This window comes from Vreelandella stevensii S18214 (assembly GCF_000275725.1).
Lineage (GTDB): Bacteria > Pseudomonadota > Gammaproteobacteria > Pseudomonadales > Halomonadaceae > Vreelandella > Vreelandella stevensii.
Window position 1 is genome coordinate 104,191 of sequence record NZ_AJTS01000041.1, and the last position, 19,867, is coordinate 124,057.

The 19,867-nt window shown below is 57.7% G+C and carries 16 protein-coding genes and 1 pseudogene; 6 read left to right on the plus strand and 11 right to left on the minus strand.

What is annotated here, in order from left to right:
* Positions 1-164: 164 nt before the first annotated feature.
* The 6 genes from HSS18214_RS0112345 to rpmH form a co-directional block, all read right to left on the minus strand.
* The gene (locus tag HSS18214_RS0112345; RefSeq protein WP_016915603.1) at positions 165-764 is read right to left on the minus strand and encodes a DUF4276 family protein; all 600 of its coding nucleotides are present in this window, start codon (positions 762-764) and stop codon (positions 165-167) included.
* Positions 761-1,972: an AAA family ATPase gene (locus tag HSS18214_RS0112350; RefSeq protein WP_016915604.1), complete on the minus strand. Its 1,212-nt coding sequence runs from the start codon at positions 1,970-1,972 to the stop codon at positions 761-763. Before HSS18214_RS0112350 ends, HSS18214_RS0112345 begins: the two co-directional genes overlap by 4 nt.
* A gap of 151 nt (positions 1,973-2,123) precedes the next feature.
* Positions 2,124-3,503 (minus strand): tRNA uridine-5-carboxymethylaminomethyl(34) synthesis GTPase MnmE, encoded by a 1,380-nt coding sequence (gene mnmE, locus HSS18214_RS0112355; protein WP_016915605.1) that lies wholly within the window; start codon positions 3,501-3,503, stop codon positions 2,124-2,126.
* A 117-nt stretch (positions 3,504-3,620) separates the two neighbouring features.
* Entirely contained in the window at positions 3,621-5,303 is a 1,683-nt protein-coding gene (yidC, locus tag HSS18214_RS0112360; protein ID WP_016915606.1) for a membrane protein insertase YidC, read from the minus strand.
* A 115-nt stretch (positions 5,304-5,418) separates the two neighbouring features.
* The gene (gene rnpA / locus HSS18214_RS18870) at positions 5,419-5,820 is read right to left on the minus strand and encodes a ribonuclease P protein component (RefSeq protein WP_139790135.1); all 402 of its coding nucleotides are present in this window, start codon (positions 5,818-5,820) and stop codon (positions 5,419-5,421) included.
* A gap of 13 nt (positions 5,821-5,833) precedes the next feature.
* Positions 5,834-5,968 (minus strand): 50S ribosomal protein L34, encoded by a 135-nt coding sequence (rpmH, locus tag HSS18214_RS0112370; protein WP_009723348.1) that lies wholly within the window; start codon positions 5,966-5,968, stop codon positions 5,834-5,836.
* A 533-nt stretch (positions 5,969-6,501) separates the two neighbouring features.
* Between rpmH and dnaA the strand changes: the two genes are divergently transcribed.
* The 4 genes from dnaA (at position 6,502) to gyrB (ending at position 12,796) form a co-directional block, all read left to right on the plus strand.
* Positions 6,502-7,971, plus strand: a complete 1,470-nt coding sequence (gene dnaA / locus HSS18214_RS0112375; RefSeq protein WP_016915608.1) for a chromosomal replication initiator protein DnaA — start codon at positions 6,502-6,504, stop codon at positions 7,969-7,971.
* Between the two features lie 55 nt (positions 7,972-8,026).
* Entirely contained in the window at positions 8,027-9,130 is a 1,104-nt protein-coding gene (dnaN, locus tag HSS18214_RS0112380) for a DNA polymerase III subunit beta (protein WP_016915609.1), read from the plus strand.
* Positions 9,131-9,232: 102 nt separating this feature from the next.
* Complete coding sequence (gene recF / locus HSS18214_RS0112385; RefSeq protein ID WP_016915610.1) at positions 9,233-10,336, plus strand: DNA replication/repair protein RecF; 1,104 nt, start codon at positions 9,233-9,235, stop codon at positions 10,334-10,336.
* A 39-nt stretch (positions 10,337-10,375) separates the two neighbouring features.
* Positions 10,376-12,796 carry a DNA topoisomerase (ATP-hydrolyzing) subunit B gene (gyrB, locus tag HSS18214_RS0112390; RefSeq protein WP_016915611.1) on the plus strand — a complete coding sequence of 807 codons (2,421 nt, stop codon included), beginning with the start codon at positions 10,376-10,378 and terminating at the stop codon, positions 12,794-12,796.
* A gap of 155 nt (positions 12,797-12,951) precedes the next feature.
* Here gyrB and gmhB read toward each other — a convergent pair whose 3' ends face one another.
* From gmhB to glyQ, 4 genes are all read right to left on the minus strand, one after another.
* Positions 12,952-13,545, minus strand: coding sequence for a D-glycero-beta-D-manno-heptose 1,7-bisphosphate 7-phosphatase (gmhB, locus tag HSS18214_RS0112395; RefSeq protein ID WP_040461119.1), 594 nt, complete (start codon positions 13,543-13,545; stop codon positions 12,952-12,954).
* Between the two features lie 7 nt (positions 13,546-13,552).
* Positions 13,553-14,350 carry a BUD32 family EKC/KEOPS complex subunit gene (locus HSS18214_RS0112400; protein ID WP_016915613.1) on the minus strand — a complete coding sequence of 266 codons (798 nt, stop codon included), beginning with the start codon at positions 14,348-14,350 and terminating at the stop codon, positions 13,553-13,555.
* A 175-nt stretch (positions 14,351-14,525) separates the two neighbouring features.
* A complete protein-coding gene (glyS, locus tag HSS18214_RS0112405; RefSeq protein ID WP_016915614.1) occupies positions 14,526-16,592 on the minus strand; it encodes a glycine--tRNA ligase subunit beta in 2,067 nt (688 codons plus the stop codon).
* Positions 16,592-17,551, minus strand: a complete 960-nt coding sequence (gene glyQ / locus HSS18214_RS0112410) for a glycine--tRNA ligase subunit alpha (protein ID WP_026001915.1) — start codon at positions 17,549-17,551, stop codon at positions 16,592-16,594. The genes glyS and glyQ overlap by 1 nt, the downstream gene beginning before the upstream one ends.
* Before the next feature lie 109 nt (positions 17,552-17,660).
* Between glyQ and rfaD the strand changes: the two genes are divergently transcribed.
* Both rfaD and waaF read left to right on the plus strand, forming a co-directional pair.
* Positions 17,661-18,617 carry an ADP-glyceromanno-heptose 6-epimerase gene (gene rfaD / locus HSS18214_RS0112415; protein WP_016915616.1) on the plus strand — a complete coding sequence of 319 codons (957 nt, stop codon included), beginning with the start codon at positions 17,661-17,663 and terminating at the stop codon, positions 18,615-18,617.
* Entirely contained in the window at positions 18,610-19,629 is a 1,020-nt protein-coding gene (gene waaF, locus HSS18214_RS0112420) for a lipopolysaccharide heptosyltransferase II (protein ID WP_016915617.1), read from the plus strand. The genes rfaD and waaF overlap by 8 nt, the downstream gene beginning before the upstream one ends.
* A 20-nt stretch (positions 19,630-19,649) precedes the next feature.
* Here the strand turns inward: waaF and HSS18214_RS19205 are convergent.
* A pseudogene (locus tag HSS18214_RS19205) lies at positions 19,650-19,867 on the minus strand (sulfatase-like hydrolase/transferase); the annotation flags it as partial.

The window sequence follows — 19,867 nt, forward strand, 5'->3', positions numbered from 1 at the left end:
CCAAATCGGACATGACTGCGAGCGGCGTTGCACATCCGATTGTAGGAAGGATGTGCTCCTTTGCTCGTCACTTTCGACAATATTGGCGTGCCACTGGTCGTCAGTTCGAGCCGGGTAGCCGGTTAGGCGAGTTAAGCTGGGGCAGCGATACGAAATTTCATGCTTCAATCCACGTTCATATCGACGACGTTGGCTTGCCACTCTTTGCACAACTTGCGGAATGATCGGCTGTTATCAAGTGCCTGTTGCAGATCGAAGTAAGCGGTGAAAGCAGGCTGATCTAGTACTTCGCTATAGGTTTGGCTTCCCATATTCTGGCGTAACCAGCCTTTTGCGTCTCGTGGTGTCTCTGCGTCGGCTGGAAGTTCATCTGGACAACGAAATCCCCTGCACCCGTCGAGCGATCGTGCTGCGGCAATGAACCAGGCTTCGTATTCTCGCTTTGGCAACACTACCGACAAGCGTCGGTGCGGCACATGCTGCCTTGCGCGCTGATAGATGTCAGCCGCCAGTTCGACTGGACAATCGTCATCGGCGTCCAGCACCACCAAAATCCACCCCTGCTCACCACACTTGGCGGCTGCTAACAGCAGTTGCTTGCGAAACTCGTCTTCTCGATTGAGGAAGCGGTCTCGATGCACGCGAATGGGCGGTAGCGCCTGCGCATAGCAATGTCCGGGGCGCCACTCGTTCAAGCGGCGCAGTAGCACAGGTAGTGCGGCCACCTCGCCATGGCCTTCTACAATGCTGGCTATTTGGATCATGAGGATTCTGTCTCACTGAAAAGGTCACCAGAGGCAGCCTTGTTCTGTTGATCTATGCTCATGCGATCAGGTGCCAGTTGGTTCATGCGCAGCAGTTCTCCTGCCGAGAACAGGTGATCCCGCATCATTTGGCGCGATCCTTCATCTAGCGGCGCAACCTTGGTTTCCCCTGCCTCTGATACTACGGCCAGCACGGCATCTTCGTCGATGTTACGGTCATCCAGCAGGTCCGGGCTGTGGCTGGTTACCAGGATTTGCGTAGTTTTGGACGCACGCACCAACGCCTCACGCAGCGCAGCGCTCGCTGCAGGATGAAGTGCAGTTTCAGGTTCCTCAATGCCGATCAAAGTTGGTGAATAATCCACATTACCCTGTAATAACGCGGCCAGAACACCCAAGGCACGCAAGGTGCCATCGGACATATTTTGAGCAAGGAAGCGCCAGGGGTGCTTGGAGCCCGCCATATCCTGGCGAAACTCCAATGTTTCCATTGGCCCAATAGGCTTGCGTTCCACGCCATGCACCATCGGTGCCACGGAGTGCAAATACTCCTGGATCAGCGCCATCTGGGTAGGTGCTACTTTTTCCAAATGACCGATCACGCTGGCGATGTTCTCCCCAGACGGCCGCAACAGTCGGCCATCTTGCGGCTTCTGTAATTCGCGCATCAGCTTGGGGTTGAGGTTATAGAACCCCATCGCAGTCAAGGCATCGAATACCGGGCGGAAAGCCGTTAGCCCTGAAGCGGCTACCAATGCTAGCCTATCCGCAGTGACAGACGGAAAGGTCGCTTCGCTGCTGTCACGTAATTTGCCTTTGTCGATTCGGAAGAATGGGCCTTTGCCAATACCTGCGATAACACACTCTTCTCTTTGAACCTCGTAACCGCCATTCTTCAACGCTCCTATGACGAAGCCATAGTGAGCGGCTTGGCCACCGTGCATGACAAACTCGATACGAAGTGCGAAATGTGTGGGATGACCACCGCTACGTCGGCGCACTTCGTTGATGCCGCCGCGCTCATTCAAGGCACTATCCAGCGAATTGAACAGCGCGTCGCGTACGAAATGCAGAGCATCCATGAAATTACTTTTGCCTGCACCATTGTGCCCAACCAGATAAGTTAGCGGGCGCAAACATACATCGCTGTAGCCGATGCTCTTGTAGTTGCGCAAGACGATGCGCTTAATAAAAGGAGGATGTATCATTCTTGTCTCTCCGCATCAGACTTTAAATACCTTCATCACACTGGTCTCCAGTGTGTAGTGGTCAAGTGTTTTTGGCTACCGTGATTTGGCTTAGGCGGCGTATCTGCCCCAGCGTTGGTGTCGACGCTCTGGCCTAATTATGTTGCTCGAATTACTTGCCGATACAGAAGCTGCCAAAGATCTCTCCAAGCAGGTCGTCGGCGCTGAACTCCCCGGTAATCTCTCCCAGTGCCTGCTGGGCATCGCGCAGATCTTCGGCCAGCAGCTCTCCTGCACCGTAGCCTTCCAGCTGAGCTCGCCCTGCTTCCAATGCGGCCATGGCACGGTCCAAGGCATCCAGATGGCGGCGGCGTGCCGAGAAACGACCTTCGGTAGTGGCGGAAAAGCCCATCACCTCTTTCAAATGGGCTTTCAAGTTATCCACACCTGCCCCCGTTTTGGCCGAGAGCCTGACGATGGGAGTGCCTGTGGGTAACTCAGATGCTTCGAGCCCTGGCGCTTCGGCGCTGCTGTCGATCTTGTTGCGTACCAGGGTCAATCGCTGCTGGTCCGGCAGGCGGGCCACGAATTCGGGCCAGATGGTCATGGGGTCCGTTGCCTGAGTAAGCGAGGCATCGACCAGCAGCAGTACGCGGTCGGCTTTCTCGATCTCTTCCCAGGCCCGGGCAACGCCAATTTTTTCTACCGCGTCCGGCGTATCGCGCAGGCCAGCCGTATCGATAATATGCAGTGGCATGCCGTCTAGGTGGATGTGCTCGCGCAGCACGTCACGGGTAGTGCCCGCAATGTCCGTGACGATGGCCGTATCCTGCTCGGTCAGCGCATTGAGCAGGCTGGACTTGCCCGCATTGGGGCGCCCTGCAATCACCACGCTCATGCCTTCACGCAGCAAGGCGCCTTGGCCTGCGGCCTGGCGCACACGCACCAGTGCCTGCTGCACCTGCTCAAGATGCGTTGCCACGTGGCCATCGGCAAGAAAGTCGATCTCTTCTTCGGGGAAGTCGATGGCGGCCTCTACATAGACACGCAGCTCGATCAACTGCTGAACCAGTGCAGAAACGCGCTGTGAAAACTCGCCTTGCAGCGAGCGCAGGGCATTTTCGGCAGCCGAGCGTGAGCTGGCATCGATCAGATCGGCAATCGCCTCGGCCTGGGCCAGGTCCAGCTTATCATTCAAGAACGCGCGTTCGGAGAACTCGCCTGGCCGAGCCAGGCGTGCCCCCAGGGCGAGGCAGCGCTCCAGCAGCATATCCATGATCACGGGGCCGCCGTGTCCCTGCAGCTCCAGCACGTCCTCCCCGGTAAAGGAGTTAGGCCCGGCAAACAGCAGTGCAATCCCTTCATCGATAATGCCTTGAGCACCACTGAAGGGGCCGTAATAGGCATGACGCGGGGGAGGGCATTGCCCTAGTATGGCCTGAGCGATATGGCGGCTTTCCGGGCCAGATACGCGGATGATGCCAACGCCGCCGCGTCCCGGAGGGGTGGCCAGGGCGGTAATCGTGTCTTGGGTATAGAGTCGTTCAGCCATAACGCGTCCTGGAGATCAAAAAAGAAAGTGTATCGTGTATGCAGCGGAAGAAAAGGGCAGGCCTGAAACGCCAGACCCCCGCTTTAGCGGGGGTCTGGTGAAGAACGGGATGAGAGGCTACTTGGTGCGCATCCCTTTGCCCACATTGGGGTCTTTCTCGATATTGCGGGTAATCACGTACTGCTGGGCTACCGAGATGATGTTGTTCACCACCCAGTAGATGACCAGACCCGCCGGGAACCACAGGAAGAAGAACGTGAAGATAATGGGCAGCATCTTCATGATCTTGGCCTGCATGGGATCCGGAGGCGTCGGGTTGAGCAGCTGCTGAACGTACATCGATACACCCATCAGGATGGGCAGAATGAAGTACGGATCTTTCACCGACAGATCCTGGATCCACAGCATGAACGGCGCATGGCGAAGTTCAACGGATTCCAGCAGCATCCAGTACAGCGCGATGAAGACCGGCATCTGGATGAGGATCGGCAAGCAGCCACCCAGCGGGTTGATCTTCTCTTTCTGGTAGAACTTCATCATCTCTTGAGACATTTTCTGGCGGTCATCGCCATAAAGCTCTTTGAGACGCTGCATCTCCGGCCCGAGCTTGCGCATCCGAGCCATGGACTTGTAGGCCTTGGCTGAAAGCGGGAATAGCGCGAGCTTGACCAGCACGGTCAGCAGAACGATGGACCAGCCCCAGTTGCCGACTACGTCATGAATCTTGTCGAGCAGCCAGAACAGCGGGTTGGCAATGAACCACAGCCAGCCATAGTCCACGGTCAGACGCAGATTTGGTGCCACCTGCTCCAGGTACTCCTGGACCTTGGGCCCCATGTAGAGGGTAGCTCCCAGAGTGGCTTCGCCTTCGGCGGCCACGCTGGTCACCGGCCCTGCAAAGGCGGCAACGTTGCGGTTGCTGGAGTCGGTGGTCGCGTAATACAGGTTCTGCTGATTCTGAGCAGGTGCCCAGGCAGAGACGAAATAGTGCTGAATGATGGCTACCCAGCCACCCTGGGCCTCACGGTTCTCGAACCGACCGCGCTGGATATCATCGAAATCGACTTTTTCGTAGCGGGTATCGGGTGACGAGTAGGCAGCCCCCAGATAAGAGCTCATGCCCATGGCGACGCCACTGGAGGGGTCCGGGCTGTTATCGCGAGCCAGTTGGCCAATGAAACGGGCACTGACAGGTTCATCAGTGTTGTTGGCCAGGTAATAGCTGACATTGACCGCATAGCTGCCGCGCTCGAAGGTCAGACGCTTGATCACGTCAACGCCGTTGACCTCTGCCGTCAGGTCGACGGTGAGCTCTTGCTCGTCGTTGCCCAGGCGGTATTCGGTGTTTTCAGGCGTAAACGTGATGCGGCTTGACTGGCCATCCAGCTGCAGGCCAGAGCGTGCTACGTAGCTGCGCGTGGCGTTATCCGACAGCAACACGTAGTTGCGTTCAGAGTCCAGCGTCAGCTTGTGCTGTGGCAGAGCGGCATACACGATATCCCCACCAAAGGGGTCGATGCGTACGTCCAGCACATCGGTAGTGACGGCGATGAAGTCACGACTGGCGGTCGAACTTGGCGAGTCGCTCATGCCTTCATCGATGGCGGCCTGAGGTGCGGAAGTACTGGGAACGGAAAGATCGTCGCTGCCGCCTTCACTCGCAGGTGCCCCATTGCTTGTCTGGGTCATTTCGGGAGTGGAGTCGTAGCTGGTCTGCCCGTAATCCTGATTCCACTGTACAACCAGTAGGTAGGCAAGCACTGCCAGTGGAATCAGTAATAAAAGTCGTTTTACGTCCATGAGGGTTCTGCCCGATGGGTGGTGAACATGCTAATGGCGCAGTGTCATTTGCTCGGCCCATGACACACGAAAGCCTGCCAAGCGGCAGGCCGAGGTCGAGCGGCGAGGTGTGTCGTCAAGTGTCACGTGTCAGGCCATGTGATGGCGGAGATGTCGATACCGCCGGAGCCTCGCGCTGAAGCCGTTTCCACATGCCATGCAATTGGCGAGTCAGCGTCTCGTTATCGATCTCCTGAACGCCTCGCTTGGCCATGATCACGATATCCACAGCGGGCAAGCGATCCTGACGAAGGCGAACGGATTCTCTAACCAGGCGCTTGAAGCGGTTACGATCCACAGCAAGCTTCACATTTTTCTTGCTGACTATCAGACCAATGCGGGGATGTCCCAGGCTGTTCAAGCGCGCTAGCGCCATCATGCCCTTGCCATGGACTTTCAAGTCGGCTTGTTCGAACACGTGACTGAAATCCCCAGCGTTCAGCAATCGCAAGCACCGGGGAAAGCCTTGAGGCGACACACGCAATCCGAGATCAGGCGCTCAGACGCTTGCGGCCTTTGGCACGGCGGCGTGCGATGACGGCACGGCCGTTCTTGGTTGCCATACGAGCACGGAAGCCATGCGCGCGCTTGCGCTTGAGAACGCTGGGTTGAAAAGTGCGTTTCATAACTCGTTATTCCCACGTGGTTTAGGACGGAAATTGAATTCCAGATGACCCGGTCCAGTGAGGAACCAGCCGGGGAGTTTCAATTCAAGACCGGAAATTGTAGAGACTTCCTGGCCTCGGTGCAATTTTTCCTTGCATGAAAAGCGTGAAAAGGGCAATGGCGACCCGCGATGCCCCGTCAGTCTGACGAACGTCGATGACACTACTATTACTAATGGGTTTACTTAAACCTGTTGTTATTAATAGTGGGGATACTAATTGTGGATAACTCATTTATCTCTATTTTTATCAAACTCTTAAAATGATAAAAAATCTGTGGGTAACTGGCTGTAAAGTGGCGTAAAAGCTGTGATTTATGTGTGATTAACGCAGCACAACTAAGCAGTATGCGGTTTTGTACCCATGCCGTCCGCTGCTTTTCCTAAGCCCTCATGGACATTTGTCCACAGGGGAAAAAGAGCCCCGAGTGCATGTGGATAACCGTTTCGTTGGGCGCTACAATGGTCGGCCGTTTTCAATCGATGGTGAGATGAGTGTCACTCGCGCTTTGGCAACAGTGCCTGGACTACCTGCAGGACGAACTGAATTCGCAACAGTTCAATACCTGGATACGTCCGCTGCAGGCAGAAGAAGGAGAGTCCAACGAGCTTCGCTTGTTGGCGCCGAACCGCTTCGTGCGCGATTGGGTGAGCGATAAATATGCCAAGCGAATCAGTGAACTGATGCGCGAGCTTGCCCCTTCCAAACCTCCCAAGGTCAGCCTTACCGTGGGTAGTCGTCGCACCTCGGCAGCTGCGCCACAGCCTAGAGAGCTGGGTAATCCCGTCTCCGCATCGCCTGCCCAGGCACCTGCTCCCGCCGTCCATACTCCGCCCCGCGGTGAAGTGGGCGATGAGCGTGAGATCGAGCAGTTGCGCGAAGAGCCGGGCGCTGGCCGACGCGGCAACGAGCGCCAGGTACAGGTAGAAGGTAGCCTGAAGCACAGCAGCGGCCTGAATCCCAACTTCACCTTTGATACATTCGTGGAAGGTAAATCGAACCAGTTGGCGCGTGCGGCCTCTCGGCAGGTATCCGAAAATCCGGGTGGGGCCTATAACCCGCTGTTCCTCTACGGGGGTGTAGGCCTGGGTAAAACCCACTTGATGCATGCCGTGGGCAATGCCTTGGCAGGTAGGCGGGAAAACGCCCGAGTGGTGTATCTGCACTCCGAGCGCTTCGTGGCGGATATGGTGAAGGCGCTTCAGCTCAACGCCATCAATGACTTCAAGCGTTTTTATCGCAGTGTCGATGCCTTGTTGATCGATGATATTCAATTCTTTGCTGGCAAGGAGCGCTCCCAGGAGGAGTTTTTCCATACCTTCAACGCCTTGTTGGAAGGTGGCCAGCAGATGATCCTGACCTCGGATCGCTACCCCAAAGAGATCAGTGGCGTCGAAGAGCGTCTGAAGTCGCGGTTCGGTTGGGGCTTGACGGTGGCCATCGAGCCGCCTGAGCTGGAGACGCGGGTCGCGATCCTGATGAAGAAAGCCGACCAGGCCAAGGTCGAGTTACCGCATGATGCAGCCTTCTTCATCGCTCAGAAAATACGTTCCAACGTGCGCGAGCTGGAAGGGGCGCTCAAAAAGGTCATTGCCGACTCCCACTTCATGGGCAAGCCGATCACCCAGGACTTCATCCGTGAGTCGTTGAAGGACCTGTTGGCGCTTCAAGACAAGCAGGTGGGGGTGGATAATATTCAGCGCACGGTGGCTGAGTATTACAAGATCAAGGTGGCGGACCTGCTCTCCAAGCGACGCTCTCGTTCGGTGGCGCGTCCACGGCAGGTGGCCATGGCGCTGGCCAAGGAGTTGACCAATCACAGCCTGCCGGAAATTGGTGATGCCTTTGGTGGGCGCGACCATACGACGGTATTGCACGCTTGTCGTAAAGTGAAGGCGTTGCAGGAAGAGAGTGCAGATATTCGCGAGGACTACAAGAACCTCCTGCGCCTGCTGACCAGTTAACCCATTATGTCGGCCTGCTGCGGTGGGCCTTTCAGGATAGAAAACCGGAGTTTCGATGAAATTTACCATTTCCCGAGAGGCGCTGCTTCGCCCGCTGACTCTGGTGGCGGGGGTCGTAGAACGGCGCCAAACGCTGCCTGTGCTGTCGAACGTCTTGATCCAGGTCGAAGGCGACCAGGTAGCGCTGACCGGTACCGACCTGGAAGTCGAGCTGGTAGGGCGTACTGTGGCCAGTCAGGTGGACCAGCCAGGCGCGGCAACGGTACCTGCGCGCAAGCTGATGGATATCTGCAAGTCATTGCCGGATCAGTCGGATATTCAACTGGCTGTGGAGGACGGGCGGGCCGTATTACGTAGTGGCCGTTCACGCTTTACACTTTCTACACTTCCGGTTGCCGAGTTTCCCAACATCGAGGATGCCGACGGCAGCCAGGAGCTCAGCGTACCGCGTGGTACGTTGAAGCACCTGATCGAGTCGACATCCTTCGCCATGGCCCAGCAGGACGTGCGCTACTACCTGAATGGCATGCTGCTGGAGATTCAGAGCAACCTGCTGCGCACGGTGGCCACCGATGGGCATCGGCTGGCCATGTGCTCACGCCCGGTAGAAGTGGCCGTCAGCCAGGCGCAGAAACTGATCGTGCCGCGCAAGGGTATTCTGGAGTTGTCTCGCTTGCTTGACGACAGTGACGAGCCAGTAAGCCTGACGTTGGGCGCGACCCATGTGCGTGCCCACACGGGTGATTTTACGTTCACGTCCAAGCTGATTGACGGCAAATTCCCGGACTACGAGCGTGTCGTGCCGCGCAATGGTGACAAGGTGCTGATTGCCGAGCGCGCGGAGTTGCGCCAGGTGCTGTCGCGGACCGCCATCCTCTCCAACGAGAAGTACCGTGGCGTACGTCTCTATCTGGAAGAGGGCAACCTCAAGGTGATGGCCAACAACCCGGAACAGGAAGAAGCCGAGGAGAACGTTGCCGTCGAATACAATGGCAGCGCCATGGAGGTCGGCTTCAACGTTGGCTATCTGGTAGATGTGCTTTCCGTATTGGACGAGGATCGCGTCCAGATGACGCTGGCTGACCCCAACAGCAGTGCGCTGCTGGAAGAGCCAGGTGGCGGTGATGCGTTGTACGTCGTTATGCCCATGCGTCTGTAAACGGCAGCAGGACGTTATCTATGACGGCGCTTCTGGCTTCAGAAGCGCCGTTTTCACGTGTGCTGGACGGCAATCAATGGTCTTGAAGAGTGACATCGACGCATGAGCATCAAGGAGCTTACTTTCCACGGCCTGCGTAATCTGGCCCCTACCACCTTGCAGCCATCGCCGCGCATCAATGTGCTGCACGGCGATAATGGCAGTGGCAAGACCAGCCTTCTGGAAGGTATTCATGTGCTGGGTATGGGGCGTTCCTTTCGAACCCGTCAGCTCAAACATGCCATCCAGACGGATGCCCCGTATATGGCCCTGCATGGCCGTTTGGCAGGCGACCCTGAGGTTACCCTGGGGGTCAGGCGATTACGCACTCAGCGCGAGCTGGAGCTGCGCTTGAGAGGGGAGAAGGGGGTGCGCTTGGCCGAGCTCGTGGAGGCGATGCCCCTACAGCTCATCAATCCCGATGCCTTCAGGCTGCTGGAGGGCTCTCCTGCCGGGCGCAGAGAGTTTCTCGACTGGGGAGTGTTTCACGTGAAACATCATTTCCTGGATGCCTGGCGAAGAACGCGCCGCGCAGTGAAACATCGGAATGCCCTACTCAGGCGTGGTAGAATGGTAGCTAATGAGCTGGTTGTTTGGGAGCAAGAGCTTGCACAGTGGGGCGAAGAGATGGATCGGCTTCGCCTTGAGTGGTTTAGCCAGTTCTTGCCCATGTTCGAAGAAACGCTGCATAAATTGCTGCCACTACCCGGTTTGACGCTGCGCTATGCCCGGGGTTGGGACAAGCAGCGCTCTCTGGCGGAAGTGCTGAGGGATAGCCGCGAGACGGATCAGCAGATGGGGTTTACCCAGCAGGGCCCCCAGAGGGCTGACCTGCGTATTCGACTGAACAAGCAGCCCGCCGTTGAGGTGCTTTCCAGAGGCCAGCAGAAGTTGGTCGTCAGTGCGCTGAAGCTAGCCCAGGGGCGGCTTCTGGAAAGCACTACACAGCGGCACTGTATCTATCTGATTGATGATTTACCTGCGGAGCTGGATGACAGGCACCGCCATCAATTTTGCCATTTACTGGAAGAAATGCAGTGTCAGGCCTTTATTACCAGCGTTGAAGCCACGGCTCTAAGGAATAGTTGGCAACCCGGCACGGATATTAAAATGTTTCACGTGAAACATATACCGGCTGGATGGAGTCAACTGGAGCCGGAAGGCTAAACGACACGGAACGAGACAGACTTCACGACGGAGTGGTCAATGAGCGAGCAGGCTTACGATTCATCAAGCATCAAGGTGCTCAAAGGACTGGACGCAGTGCGCAAGCGTCCAGGTATGTACATCGGTGATACCGACGATGGCACCGGGCTGCACCACATGGTTTTCGAGCTGGTGGATAACTCCATCGATGAAGCTCTGGCAGGCCACTGCAGTGAAATTCGCGTCGTCATCCACCCGGATGAATCGATCACCGTAAGTGATAACGGCCGCGGTATTCCGACTGAACTGCATGAAGGCGAAGGCGTTTCGGCAGCCGAGGTCATCATGACCGTGCTGCACGCAGGCGGCAAGTTCGATGACAACTCCTACAAGGTGTCAGGCGGTCTGCACGGGGTAGGTGTCTCGGTGGTCAACGCGCTTTCAGAAGAGCTGCGTCTCACCATCTGGCGGCAAGGCGAAGTATTCGAGCAGATCTATCACCACGGCGTGCCGCAGGCTCCGCTTGGTGTCGTGGGCAAAACTGAAAAAAGCGGCACTCGCGTACATTTTCGTCCGTCTCCTGCCACGTTCGCCAATATCGAGTTTCACTACGATATTCTGGCCAAGCGGCTACGTGAACTCTCCTTCCTGAATTCCGGCGTTGCAATCCGCCTGATGGATGAGCGCAGTGGTAAGGAAGAGCTCTTCCACTATGAGGGTGGCTTGAAAGCCTTTGTTGATCACCTCAACAAGAGCAAGACCATTCTCAATCCGGTTTTCCACTTCAATGCGGAGCGCGAAGACGGAGTGGAAGTCGAAGTGGCCATGCAGTGGAGCGATGCGTTTACAGAAAACATCTTCTGCTACACCAACAACATTCCCCAGCGAGACGGTGGCACCCACCTGGCAGGATTTCGGGCAGCCCTCACGCGAACGCTGAATCATTACATCGAAGCTGAAAATCTGCTCAAGAAATCGAAGGTCAATACCTCCGGTGATGATGCTCGTGAAGGTTTGACGGCCATCATTTCGGTGAAGGTACCGGACCCCAAGTTCTCCTCGCAGACGAAGGACAAGCTGGTTTCTTCCGAAGTGAAAACGGCGGTAGAGCAGGAGATGGGGCGTCTGTTCGCAGACTACCTGATCGAAAAGCCCAATGAAGCCAAGTCGATCGTCAACAAGATGATCGACGCGGCGCGAGCCCGTGAAGCCGCCCGAAAAGCTCGTGACATGACGCGTCGTAAGGGGGCTCTGGACATTGCTGGCTTGCCCGGCAAGCTGGCTGATTGTCAGGAGAAAGACCCCAGCCAGTCAGAACTTTACCTGGTGGAGGGTGACTCGGCCGGCGGCAGTGCCAAGCAGGGTCGTGACCGTCGTACCCAGGCCATCCTGCCATTGAAGGGCAAGATTCTAAACGTCGAGAAGGCACGCTTCGACAAGATGCTCTCTTCCGCCGAGGTAGGCACGCTGATCACGGCATTGGGATGCGGTATCGGCCGCGAAGAGTTCAACCCCGACAAGCTGCGCTATCACTCGGTCATCATCATGACGGATGCCGACGTGGACGGTTCACATATCCGTACGCTGCTGCTGACGTTCTTCTTCCGCCAGATGCCCGAGCTGATCGAGCGGGGCCATATCTTCATCGCGCAGCCACCGTTGTACAAGATCAAACGTGGCAAGCAGGAGCTCTACCTGAAAGACGAGCAGGCCATGGTGGACTACCTGACCACGACGGCACTGGATGGCGCAGGGCTCCATGTGAATGCCGATGCACCGGGCATCGCAGGCTCGCAGCTCGAGGCCCTGGTGAATCAGTATCGCAATGTCATGAAGCGGATTGATCGCCTGGCACGGGTCTACCCCATAGAGGTATTGAAGCAGGCAGTACATGCCACTGCACTGCAAGGGGAAGCTAGCCTGAAAGATCGCATCACCATGGAAAATTGGATTGGTGAGCTTCAGAAAGCCATGGATGACAAAGTGGCTTATGAGGGTGGCCCGCGTTATCAGTTCCATCTCCAGGAAGACACCGAGCGTGGCCTGCACCTTCCCGCAGTGTCACTGATTGCTCATGGCGTGACGACCGATTATGTGTGGGGGCTGGATTTCTTCGAGAGTGCGGACTATCGCGCGATTTCAGGACTTGGGCAAACGCTTAACGGGCTGTTGGAAGAGGGCGCCTACATTGCCCGTGGCGAGCGTCAGAAGCCGGTTAGCCACTTCTCTGATGTGCTGGCCTGGTTGATGCAGGAAGGCCAGCGTGGCCTGTCAGTGCAGCGCTATAAAGGGCTGGGGGAAATGAACCCGGATCAGCTCTGGGAAACCACCATGGACCCCGATAGTCGCCGCATGCTGCGCGTGACCATTGAAGATGCGGTTGCCGCCGATATGATGTTCAACACCTTAATGGGCGATGAAGTAGAGCCACGCCGTGACTTTATCGAAACCAACGCTCTGGTGGCGAATCTCGACGTATAGCGCTGTACTCCATCAGCTAGCGGTCGTTAATGAAAGATGTTTCACGTGAAACATTGAATAAAAAAAGCCGCAGTGGGCATCGCCCTCTGCGGCTTTTTTGTATGAGACTGTTATAAGAGACAGGAATGTGATCAGATTTGGCGCTTAACTCACATTCAGCCACGCCGTGGGTGAGTATCCAGTGCACCGGCTAACAACTGGTCAACGAATTCAGCAAGGTCATTGACGACCAGCGTGTGTTCCAGGCCCACACTTTTGGCTAGCGTTCTCTCACCTTTGCCTGTCTTTACCAGCACACTTTGGCAACCTACCGCCTCTCCGGCCTGCAGATCTCGCAGGCTGTCACCTACCATCCAGCTACCCCCTAGGTGATCCAGGCCAAGTGCCTGCTGTATTTGCGTCAGTAGGCCGGGCAACGGTTTTCGGCAGGTGCAGTCATCTTGCGGCCCATGGGGGCAATATGCGATGTGCGCAATCTGGCCACCTTCGGCTTCTACCAAGGTGCTCATGTGATGGTGCATGGCTGACAGGGTGGCTTCATCGTAATAGCCCCGTGCAATGCCTGATTGGTTGGTGGCTACCGCCACCGTAAAGCCAGCCTGTGAAAGCCGAGCAATGGCCGTAATGGAGGCAGGGTAGGGCACCCACTCCGCCAGGGACTTGATGTAGTCATCCGAGTCGTGATTGATGACGCCATCTCGGTCAAGAATCACGAGCCGGTCTGGCATCAGAGAAGTCGTCGAGGGCATGAAAGTCCTATTTGCTGCGTAGGTGCTGATTCAGTAGCGCCAGGGCATGCAGGGTATGGGCAATCTTTTTGCCATCGCTGCCAAAGCGCTGGAAAGGAATTTTCTGGAGACGCTGCAGGCGCGGCAAGGTCGCCAGAAAGCGTTCGCGTACATCGTCGCGGGTGGCCTGCAGGCCGTCCATCAGGGCTGCGGTCAGGCGTTCACGATGAAGTGGTCGTTTGCTCAGCTTGCCATAGAGAGAAAAGATGAAACAGTGCCAGTCACGCACCATGCAGTCGGTGAGTTCGTGTACCTGGCCTGGGTCCGTTTCGAAATCGATGAACACGACCCCATCCTTGTTGACCAGTATGTTGCGTGCAAAGGCCTCGCTAAGATAGCAGCTGCGCTCATGCACATCATTGAGCGCTGAAATACCAAGGTTTAACAATTGGTCGATTTCGCCTGGTGTTTGCGCCTGGGTCAATTTCTCCAGCAGCGTGGCTGCGGGCTCATCCTCACTGCCCGCATCGGCCAGCAACAGGGCATCGGGGGTTTCTGCCAGAATAGTCGGTACGGCGATGCCTGCGGCAGACAGCGCTTTAATACGGCTGGCTTCCAGCGCCACGCTCTCCTGGCCGCCCAGGTTGGGCACCGGCTTGAGTGCTTCGATGTTCAGCCACCGTGCCATCAAGGTCAGCGGCAGGTAAGCCAGCCGTGAGTTACGTTTGGCGGCTTTTTTCAGCCAGACCTTTCGCCCTGCCAGCTCATAGGATGCCATGTTGGACTGCTGCTGAGGCAAGGTGTCGAAAAGAAACATATCGTACATGGCCAACTCCCTTGACAGCGTAAGTGCATGGCCGCCCGGTATGTCAGACGCAGCGGCAATTGAAATGTTTCATTAATTTTATCTTGATGTTTCACGTGAAACAAAAGCTTCATTGAAAACATTCAGCAAAAACCCGGCCACCAGGGCCGGGTTGCATGCGTTTACAAGGAGAGGCTTACTGGGGTAGCTGAGAAATATCCGCGACTTCGAGGAAAAGCGCCTGCAGGCTGGCGAGCAGAGCAAGGCGGTTGCGACGCACGGCCTCGTCATCGGCCATGACCATGACCTGATCGAAGAACGTATCGACCGGCTCACGCAGCGTTGCCAGTGTGTCCAAAGCCTGCTGGTACTCACCGGCGGCAAATAGCGGAGCTACCTGCTGCTGACAGTGGATGACGGCCTCCGCCAGTGTCTGCTCGGGGCTCTCCTGAAGCAGTGTGGTATCGACTTGTGTGCTGCCATCGTGCGCCTGCTTACTCAGGATATTGGAGACACGCTTGTTGGCAGCCGCCAGAGCGGTGGCTTCCTCACGCTGGGCAAAGGCTTTGACGGCACGTAACCGACGCGCAAAATCCAGCGGCTTGCTGACGGGACGCGCACGCACGGCCAAGTACATCTCGGCGGTAATGCCTTCGTCCTGCCCCCAGGCGCGGAAGCGGTCGAGCATGTAGGTCAGCACTTCCTCTACCAGTCCTTCGGCTTTGGGCAGTTGCTGGTGCTGGTCGACGGCGACCTGCAGCAGTTCACGCAAGTCGAGGTTCAGCTCGCCTTTTACCAGGATATTCAGCACACCAATGGACGCGCGGCGCAGGGCAAAGGGGTCCTTGGCGCCCGTGGGGCGCTGGCCGATGCCGAAGATGCCCACCAGCGTATCCAGGCGGTCTGCCAGGGCCAGTGCCTGGCCAGTCAGGCTGGCGGGGATGGCGTCGCTGGCAAAGCGCGGCAGGTACTGCTCTTCCAGTGCCTGGGCTACTTCGGCAGGCTCGCCATCCTGCTCGGCGTAGTAGCGGCCCATGATGCCTTGCAGCTCGGGGAACTCGAGTACCATCTCAGTGACCAGGTCGCATTTGGCCAGTGCCACGGCACGCTGAGCGTGGGCGACATCCCCCTGGATGCGCTCGGCGATGAAGGTAGCAATGGCCGTGCTGCGGCGTGCCTTGTCTGCCAGCGTGCCGAGCTGCTGCTGAAACACGACGCTTTCCAGCTGAGGAATGCGCGATGCCAGCGTTTTTTTGCGGTCGGTATCGTAGAAGAACGCAGCATCCGCGAGGCGAGGACGGATGACCTTCTCATTGCCGGCAATGACCTGATCAGGGTCCTGGCTTTCGATGTTGGAAATGGTGATGAACAGCGGCTTGAGCTTGCCGTGGTCATCCAGCAGGTGGAAGTATTTCTGGTTAGCCTTCATGGAGGAGATCAGGCACTCGGCGGGCACATCCAAAAAGCGCTCATCGAAGCTGCCGGTCAATGCCACGGGCCACTCGACCAAACCGCTGACCTCGACCAGCAGGTCTTCATCGATGACCGCGTTGGCTTCCTGAACTTCTGCCTCGGCCAGCACCTGTTCACGAATACGCTCGCGGCGCTGCTGACGGTCGGCCAGCACGTAGGCGTTTTCCAGTGCTGCCAGATAATCGTCGGCGTGTTCGAGCTGGATCGCATCCGGGGCGTGGAAGCGATGACCGTAGGTGGTGCGGCTGGCCTGCAGGCCTAGTGCTTCTGCGGCAATCACTTGCTTGCCATACAGGGCGACCAGCCAGTGTACTGGGCGGGAGAACTCCACTCGAGACGCGCCCCAGCGCATGTTCTTGGGCACCGGCAGCGATTGAAGCGTCTTGCGAATCATCTCTGGCAGTAGCGCCTGGACACGCTCACCTTGCTGCTGCTCCTGGAAGCCCAGCCAGGTGCCTTTATCGGTTTCCAGGTGAATCAGCTCATCCACGCTGACGCCACAGGACCGCGCAAAGCCTTCGGCGGCCTTGGTGGGCACGCCATCCTTGAACGCGGCAGCCAGCGCGGGACCGCGGCGCTCCACTTCACGATCCGGCTGCTTGTCGGCCAACCCCGATACCTGGACGGCCAGGCGACGCGGTGTTGCATAGGCAGTGACGGACTGAAACGGAACTTCTGCTTCCTGCAGACCTTTTTCAATACCCGCAGCAAACGCATCAGAGAGCGCCTCCAGGGCGGTAGGCGGCAGCTCCTCGGCACCCAGTTCCAGTAAAAGCGTATCAGCGGCCATTATGCGTCTCCCTGGTCGGCTAGCAGTTCGCGGCGCAGGGCTTCGGGCGCCATGGGGAACCCTGCTGCTTTGCGTGATTCGAAGTAGGCGGTCGCCACGTCACGGGCCATGGTGCGCACGCGCAGGATGAAGCGTTGACGTTCGGTGACCGAAATGGCATGGCGCGCATCCAACAGGTTGAAGGTGTGCGACGCCTTGAGCACTTGCTCGTAGGCGGGTAGCGGCAGACTGGCGGCCAGCAGTTTGCTGCACTCTTTCTCCTGATGGTCGAAGGCAGCAAAGAGCTGGTCGACGTCGGCGTGCTCGAAGTTGTAGGCGGACTGCTCCCGCTCGTTTTGCAGGTAAACATCGCCGTAGCTGACCTTGCTGCCGTCCGGCGCAATGGCCCAGACCAGATCGTAAACGCTATCGACGTTTTGCAGGTACATGGCAATACGCTCGAGGCCGTAGGTCAGCTCGCCGGTAACGGGGTAGCATTCGATGCCGCCCGCCTGCTGGAAGTAGGTGAACTGGGTGACTTCCATGCCGTTTAGCCATACTTCCCAGCCTAGGCCCCAGGCCCCGAGCGTGGGGGATTCCCAGTTGTCTTCCACGAAGCGAACGTCGTGAACCAGAGGGTCGAGGCCCAGGCGCTTCAATGACCCCAGGTACAGGTCCTGAAGATTGCTGGGGGAGGGCTTCATCACCACCTGAAACTGGTAGTAGTGCTGCAGGCGATTGGGATTTTCGCCGTAGCGGCCGTCGGTGGGGCGGCGGGAAGGCTGCACATAGGCAGCGTTCCAGGTTTCGGGGCCAATCGCCCGCAGGAAGGTGGCGGGGTGGAAGGTGCCCGCGCCGACTTCCATATCGAGGGGCTGGAGAATCACACAGCCCTGTTCTGCCCAGTACTGTTGCAGAGCAAGGATCAAGCCTTGAAAGGTCGACACATCGGGTGTCGATTGGTTTGTCGAGACACTCATCGCGGAAAGCACCGTTGGCCATGAATTCATAAGCCGTCAAGTATACAATTACAGGCAGATGGGTTATAGGCACGTTAGCAAAACAGCCGCTTTTGATAAGGAGAACGAGATGATCGTGGTAACAGGCGGCGCCGGGTTTATCGGCGCCAATATTGTCAAAGCGCTAAATGCTCGTGGCCGTGACGATGTGATGGTGGTCGACGACCTGCGCGATGGCACCAAATTCGTCAACCTGGCGGACTGCACGCTCGCCGACTACCTGGACAAGGATGATTTCATTGCCCGGGTGAAAGCCGCGCTGCGCGGTGAAACGGTGGACCTGCCGACCATCGATGCGATTTTCCATGAGGGTGCCTGCTCGGATACCACGGAGTGGGACGGCCACTACATGATGGAGAACAACTTCGAGTACTCCAAGGTGCTGCTCAACTACTGCGAGAAGCTGGGCATTCCGTTTCTGTACGCCTCGTCAGCGGCCACCTACGGCGGTAGCGACGTGTTCAAGGAAGCCCCTGAGCACGAGAAACCGCTCAACGTCTATGGCTACTCCAAGCTGCTGTTCGATCAGCACGTGCGTTCGCGCTGGAACGAGCTGACTACCCAGGTAGTAGGTTTCCGCTACTTCAACGTCTACGGCCCTCGAGAGCAACACAAGGGCAAGATGGCGAGCGTGGCATACCACAACCATCTCCAGATCCGTAACGGCGAAACGCTGAAACTGTTCGGTGCCTACGGCGGCTATGAGGCGGGCATGCAGAGTCGCGACTTTGTCTACGTCGGCGATGTGGTCGACGTGAACCTCTGGTTCCTGGACAACCCCAGCGCGTCGGGCATCTTCAACCTGGGTACGGGCCGTGCCGAACCTTTCAAGGCGATTGGTGAAGCGGTGATCGATTTCTATGGTCAGGGCGAAATCGACTATATTCCGTTCCCCCAGGAGCTGAAGGGGCGCTACCAGAGCTATACCCGTGCGGACATCGGCCACCTGCGAGCAGCGGGATGTGATGTCGAGTTCAAGACGGTGGCTCAGGGGGTCAAGGCTTATCTGGAGTGGCTGAATGGCTGACTCTGCCAAGCGGCTTCTGGTGGTCGGCCCCTCCTGGGTCGGCGATATGGTCATGGCGCAAAGCCTGTTCATGACCTTGAAGGCGCGTACCCCGGGGGCCACGCTGGGCGTGGTGGCCCCGGCCTGGTCGCAGCCGATTCTCGAGCGCATGCCCGAAGTCGATGAGGTATTGCCACTGGAGGTCGGCCATGGTGAATTTGGCCTGGCGAGTCGGCGGGAGCTGGCCGCTCGGTTGCGGGGCCGCTTTGACCGCGCCATTGTATTGCCACGTTCCTGGAAGGCGGCGCTGGTGCCTTTCATGGCACGGATCCCTGAGCGGGTAGGGTTCCTGGGGGAGCATCGCTACGGGCTGCTGAAAGAGCGCCGCAAGCTGGATAAACAGGTGCTGGATCAGACCGTCAAGCGCTTTGTCTCGCTGGGACTACCCGTTTCAGAGGCGCAAACTGGCCAGTTTGCCATTCCCAAGCCCAGGCTCACCATTGACCGTGACAACCTGGTGAATCTGCGGTTGAGCCTCGCGCTCTCTTCCCGCCCAGCAATCGGCATGATGCCAGGCGCTGAGTATGGGCCGGCCAAGCAGTGGCCGCTGGCCTACTTTCACCAGTTGGCGGCGAAGCTCACCCAGGACGGTTTCGAGGTGCGCGTGCTGGGCGGAGCAAAGGACCATGAGGCAGGGCAGGCGATCGTGAAGGGGTTGTCGCATGCGCACAATCTGTGCGGGAAAACCCAGCTGGCCGACGCCGTCGATCTGCTGGCCGATTGCTGCCAGGTAGTGACCAATGATTCTGGCCTGATGCACGTAGCGGCAGCGGTTGGGGTACGTATTCAGGCGCTGTATGGATCGTCGTCTCCTGCCTATACGCCGCCCCTCACCGAACAGGCGTCCATTCACTACCTGGGGCTCTCCTGCTCGCCATGCTTCGAACGGGTTTGCCCGTTGGGTCATACCAACTGTCTCAATGACTTGTCCGTCGAGCGCGTCTATCAGTCGATCTGCGTCGGCCTGCCGTGAGGGGGCTGCCAAGGCAGCTGTCAGTGCAGGATCTCGACTTCTTCGGCTTGATCGGCCGGGGTCTCCATGACCTGCGCCGAGGAACTCTCCTCGGTCTCTCTGCGCTGAGGAGCGAGTCCTTCCCATAGCCGGTGCTGGAGGGCCGTTTCTTCGCGCAGGCGAGCATTGAGCGTACTCAGCCCGTGGGTTTCCGCCAGGGTCGCGCGGCGGCCCAGCAGGGAGGTGCCAAGGCCTGCAC